Source organism: Chamaesiphon sp., assembly GCF_041737865.1.
Lineage (GTDB): Bacteria > Cyanobacteriota > Cyanobacteriia > Cyanobacteriales > Chamaesiphonaceae > Chamaesiphon.
Genome location: NZ_JBGSQZ010000195.1, coordinates 1 through 5,194, shown reverse-complemented (window position 1 = coordinate 5,194; position 5,194 = coordinate 1). Strand labels below are relative to the sequence as shown.

Here is a 5,194-nt window from a genome sequence, read left to right as displayed (position 1 = left end):
ACAGTTAATGCCACAGACTGCTGTGAGTCTACTTTTATTAGAAATCGAGCGTCAGCGAGAATTTCTGTTGTCACAGGGGCTGGCATTCGAGTTAGTTTCACTGGAAATTTAGTGCCTATATACTAGTGCAAGATGTGAGTAAACATATAAAATTTCTCTTATTGGGACTTAACTGAGGATGGATATCCTACATTAGTTGTGACTTGCATCAGCTCCTTAATGTTTACTTTAGCCGGGTCATAAACAATTATGGCTTCTGGCGGATTGAATGTTATGCTCGCTTCTTTAACCCCATCTAACCGAACCAAACTACTTCTGACCGTTACAGGGCAAGCTTCACAAGTCATATTTTTAATCAGCAACACAACCTGCTTTGTCTTCGCAACCTTTTGGATGGCGTTGACCGTAAAGACATAAGGAACTGCATAGGGAAACGCTAGCAAACCTAGAACAAATGCTGTGCCAATGATTAGAGTTTTGTTGGCAAGTTGGTTGGCGCGTGGATTAGCACAAGCACTTCCCGTCTGACACTCTTTGACTTTAGGGTTCCAGTAAACACGATAAAAGCCAAAGCTCAACAATCCAAGAGTGAGGGCGATAAAAAAGGGACGATATTGCTCAAAGGCAGCTAGATTACCGATCCAAGCACCACTGACTCCAAGGGCTACGAGTAGCAAAGGACCAAGACAGCAAACAGATGCTAGAATTGCTGCCAAAACAGCACTTATTAATTCCCATTGAGGAGATGTTTTTTTTCGGTTCATGCTGCGCTTGTCTCCGATGATGAACTCAGCAATGGTGGGATTTGGTGTACAGTCTCTCGAACATTTGCTAAACAGCAAACTCCTTGAGGATTGTTAACCTCACAGCCACAGCGTTTAGCTTTAATATGAGCCGCGATCGAAGCAACCGCAGTACTTGTACCAGTTTGTTCAATTTCTTCTCGAATACGTTGGCGGCTCCAGTCAAAGCAGTAGCAAGCCGGAACCTGCTCATCAAAATCTTTTTGAAAGACAGGAACTTTTAGATCCACGGTCATAAATGTTTGACCAGTATCAGAGAAGTAAACCACTGAACAATTAGAACTGGGACAAAACGTATAGGTGCTTCGAGGATCTAACTTCTCCAGTGCTGCCCCGATCAACAGGCTTTTCAACGTAACAAGCTTAGCAGGTTTTCCTTTAGTGCCGTCAATAGGACAAATGCGCTGACGAGACTTTACAGGAACGTTTTCAGTGGTTCGATCTAAATTGCAACATTGACTCATAGCAATAACTAACCCTTCAAAGATTTGACAGTAATAAAAAAGCCGGAAGTAAAGCCCTTCAAAGATCGCGACGGCGACAACTATGACGGCGGTAGCGTTGGTAGGAGATTATACTAACCACAACCATTACTACCAAAGCTGGAAGCAGCACATAATTTAGGTACCAACTAACGCCCCTAGCCCTAACGCCCCTAGCGTAATTGCCAAAACAGGCGGATCACAACATACCGCTATCAGTACCGTGCCTGAAATGCTAGCCCACAGATCTGTCTTTGGTTTCATACTGGTTTTCTCCAAATACAACACAGGGAGTGGTTGAACCGTAGCGGCTGAGATTATCTTCACAACGGTGAAGTAGCTTGACCAGTTCGCCTTCTAAAGTCTGCAACTGAGAGATCGTCTCTTGAATTTGCTCAACCTTATGGAGCAATCGCTGGTAAACCTCCCGGCAGGGAAGCGATTGCTCCTCTTGGAGCGACAAAATCTCCTTAATTTCATCTAGGTTTAACCCTAAAGCCTTGGCCTGAGTGATAAAGAACAGGCGTTTCACCTCCTTCTCATCAAATAAGCGATATCCTGAGTCAGTCCGCTTCGGCTTGGGAATTAAGCCAATGCGTTCGTAAAAATAAATAGTTTGAGGATTAACACCAGCCTTTCGGGATAACTCGCCAATCTGTAGCATCATTGTGAGGCAACCTTTTACTCTACCGATCCTCACTCTAAACCCTATACCTGTGTATAAGGTCAAGGGTTTATAGCTAATTAGATGTCTAAATTGTTTCAAAGCAGCACTGTTTAGCTTGAGTAATCCAAAATATCTTATCGATCTCCCCTCCAACCTTATACATAGATTTAACCCTAATGATAGATAGACTTCTTGATGATAAACGACGAGTATGAAAGTAAGAAAAAGAATAGATCTCCTGCGAAAGTATTTACTCGATCCTTTAACATCAACGATTCTAAGGATTATTTACTAACCATAAAAATTACTTAAATATACTGAGAACTATAGGTTCTATCGATTTATTGCGGACTTTCACAGGAGGTCTAATAACTTAATCGCAAAGGAGTAAAAGCTAGGGTTCTCACAAGCCGAGACTGAATGCAGCGAAGGAAAAACGTTGGACAGCTTTATATAAAAGTATTGGATCGAGCACACTTGCCTAAAGGTACTTAATTCGACTCTGGTTGACCGAGTATTACGGAACTGTTGACATTAATGGAGTGATTATGCTTTTAGCTCGTCAAGAATATCAATCCTGCTGTGATGCTGCACTTTGCGCTGCTGAGTGCGAACACTGCGCTCAACAGTGTCTAGGGGATATGCCAGAGTGCGCCCGCCTTTGCCTCGATTGTGCCCATACTTGCTGGAGTGCTACAGTCCTAATGTTCCGAGGGTCTCGCTTTATTGCGTCAGTCGTTGAAGCCTATGCTGTTGTCTGTGACGCTTGTGCAAACGAATGCGAACAGCATCAAACCGAGCATTGCCAGAAGTGTGCCGAAGCTTGTCGTCGCGTAGCAGAAGAATTCCGCAAGATCTGCAAGGTTGGTGCATCTCGGAACTAACAGCGTCAATCGCAATTGGTACCCAGCATTCTTAAAAGTAGCCAGCATTCATGGATCGGTGAAGATTCTTCACAAGAGCACTTCCAGCAGTAACTAGGAGATAGAAAGCATGACCCAAAAATTCGATCTAATTGTAATTGGTACTGGAACAGCAGGCTCAGTTGCTGCCAAGCAGTGCCGCGCAGCAGGTTGGAAGGTTGCCATTATTGATTGCCGACCTTTTGGCGGCACCTGTGCCCTGCGCGGCTGCGATCCTAAGAAGATGCTTGTCAGTGCTGAAGAAGTGATGGATTTTGCTCATCGCATGACCAGTAACGGAATTGCCTATAAAGATCTTCACATTGATTGGTCTGCCCTAATGCGCTTCAAGCGCAGCTTTACAGATCCCATTCCTGAAAAGAACGAGAAGCGATTTGCCGAAGCAGATATCGCTACCTTTGAGGGAACCGCACGGTTTGTAGACCAGACAACGATCCAGGTGGGTGATGAGACGCTGGTAGGTAGGTACATTCTGATTGCGACTGGAGCTAAACCCGCCCCACTACATATTCCTGGGGAAGAATACTTGACGACCAGTACCCAGTTTCTAGAATTGGAACAACTCCCACAACGGATTATCCTGGTCGGTGGGGGCTATATTTCTATGGAATTTGCCCACATTAGTGCCCGTGCTGGTGCTAATGTACAAATTTTGCATCGTGGTTCTCGACCTCTGGAGCAGTTCGACCCAGATTTAGTAGATTACTTAGTACAAGCCACGCGGGATATTGGTATTGATGTTCGATTAAATACCACCGTGAAGGCAATTGAAAAAGCCGCTGACCGATTGATTGTTCATATTGCCACAGCGCAGGGCGAGGAAATTTTGTCAGCCGATTTGGTGGTACATGGTGCGGGTCGCGTTCCCGCCATTGATGACCTAGATTTAGACAAAGCTGGGGTGGAGCGGGAGAAGCTGGGTATTTCCGTCAATCAGTATCTGCAAAGTGTCTCTAATCCTATGGTTTACGCAGCAGGGGATGCCTCAGCCAGTGGTAGTCCACCGCTAACACCCGTCTCCAGTATGGAAGGTCATGTGGTGGCTAGTAATCTTTTAGAGGGGAATTACCAAACACCCGACTTTACCGAAATACCGAGCGTTGTGTTTACGATGCCCTCCTTGGCTGCGGTCGGGTTGCAAGAGAAACAAGCAGCACAACAGGGCAAAAAGTTCCGAGTGAACTATCAGGACACCTCTAGTTGGTATTCCTCACGTCGAGTGAATATGAAATACTCCGGTTATAAAGTGCTGATTGAGGAAGGCAGCAATCAAATACTTGGTGCCCATATCTTAGGACCTCATGTTGAGGAGCTAGTTAATATCTTCGCGATGGCAATTCGATTTGGCTTGCGATCGGAGGATCTCAAGAAAATGATTTTCGCTTATCCAACTGCGGCTTCCGACATCAGCTACATGGTCTAGGACAAGTATCACTGAAAAATTAGTTGCACGACGTTTTGTTTAGCTTGGGAATCAGTCAGGCTAAACAAGTGCTACTAATACTACTGCCTGACGATGCCGAGTACATTTGGCTACGCCTTCCTCCAATTCTGCGATTCCCCCGACTTCAGTTGAGAACGGTTGATGAGTGGGGATTCAGTAGGTAGCAACTTAGGTTAATTACTTTGGCTCGATCGAAAGATGGTAATGAACTTTGGAAATAATTGCAGGAATCTGAGAAATTCTCACATTACGATAGCTAGCTCGATGCTCCAGCGGAGAGGCTGCTGAATCGGCGGTTTTGCCTACAGGTAAAACTACTAAATTAGGAGCTTGCTTGCAGCATTTAAGACAACCAGTGGATTTCAAAGTCACACTGTCATTTAAATTATGGCTATTCAATTGTTCTACTAAAGCCGAATATACTTCTTTGCCACCATTGTTGCGACAATGCGACTTTTGACAAATGAGAATCTTAACTTTTGAATCGTTAGCAGGAAATGCGCTCGTTGGCATAGCCTTTCCTGCGGAGAATCGAGCTAATCGTGCAGAGCGATTATCCGCAGCGGCTTGCTCTGGTCGGGTTCCCACACCATGGAAACAAGACAAGACAGGCGACGCTACAGAATCTACTTTGGCAATTACAGATGCCTTGAACTTCCAATCTTTTTGGATGCCTTCACAACGGATGCGATCTCCAATGGCTAACTGATAAACCATACCCAATCTGAGCTGCTTAGATGTAGCGACCCGCAATCATAAATCATCAAACCCGCAATCATCGCAAAATTGAACCCAGATTAATTGCAACTATCCGACGACTCAAACCCACATTAACTGCAACTGAACCCAGATTAATTGCAACCAACCCACAATCA

At 44.8% G+C, this 5,194-nt stretch carries 7 protein-coding genes; 2 read left to right on the top strand and 5 right to left on the bottom strand.

Features of this window, described 5'->3' with window-relative positions; translation table 11 throughout:
- Positions 1-158: 158 nt before the first annotated feature.
- The 4 genes from ACEW9J_RS14775 to ACEW9J_RS14760 all read right to left on the bottom strand — a co-directional run bounded on the left by ACEW9J_RS14775 (position 159) and on the right by ACEW9J_RS14760 (position 1,952).
- A complete protein-coding gene (locus ACEW9J_RS14775) occupies positions 159-764 on the bottom strand; it encodes a mercuric transporter MerT family protein (RefSeq protein ID WP_373545873.1) in 606 nt (201 codons plus the stop codon).
- Positions 761-1,267 carry a (2Fe-2S)-binding protein gene (locus ACEW9J_RS14770; RefSeq protein ID WP_373545872.1) on the bottom strand — a complete coding sequence of 169 codons (507 nt, stop codon included), beginning with the start codon at positions 1,265-1,267 and terminating at the stop codon, positions 761-763. Before ACEW9J_RS14770 ends, ACEW9J_RS14775 begins: the two co-directional genes overlap by 4 nt.
- 58 nt (positions 1,268-1,325) lie before the next feature.
- Entirely contained in the window at positions 1,326-1,394 is a 69-nt protein-coding gene (locus ACEW9J_RS14765; RefSeq protein WP_373545874.1) for a hypothetical protein, read from the bottom strand.
- Between the two features lie 126 nt (positions 1,395-1,520).
- Positions 1,521-1,952, bottom strand: a complete 432-nt coding sequence (locus ACEW9J_RS14760) for a heavy metal-responsive transcriptional regulator (protein WP_373545871.1) — start codon at positions 1,950-1,952, stop codon at positions 1,521-1,523.
- 548 nt (positions 1,953-2,500) lie between these two features.
- On the opposite strand from ACEW9J_RS14760, the gene ACEW9J_RS14755 reads away from it, so the two are divergent.
- Positions 2,501-2,836 carry a four-helix bundle copper-binding protein gene (locus ACEW9J_RS14755; protein ID WP_373545870.1) on the top strand — a complete coding sequence of 112 codons (336 nt, stop codon included), beginning with the start codon at positions 2,501-2,503 and terminating at the stop codon, positions 2,834-2,836.
- A 109-nt stretch (positions 2,837-2,945) separates the two neighbouring features.
- Positions 2,946-4,298, top strand: coding sequence for an NAD(P)/FAD-dependent oxidoreductase (locus ACEW9J_RS14750; RefSeq protein ID WP_373545869.1), 1,353 nt, complete (start codon positions 2,946-2,948; stop codon positions 4,296-4,298).
- A gap of 198 nt (positions 4,299-4,496) precedes the next feature.
- On the opposite strand, the gene ACEW9J_RS14745 is transcribed toward ACEW9J_RS14750, so the two are convergent.
- The gene (locus ACEW9J_RS14745) at positions 4,497-5,036 is read right to left on the bottom strand and encodes a (2Fe-2S) ferredoxin domain-containing protein (protein WP_373545868.1); all 540 of its coding nucleotides are present in this window, start codon (positions 5,034-5,036) and stop codon (positions 4,497-4,499) included.
- Between the last annotated feature and the right edge of the window lie 158 nt (positions 5,037-5,194).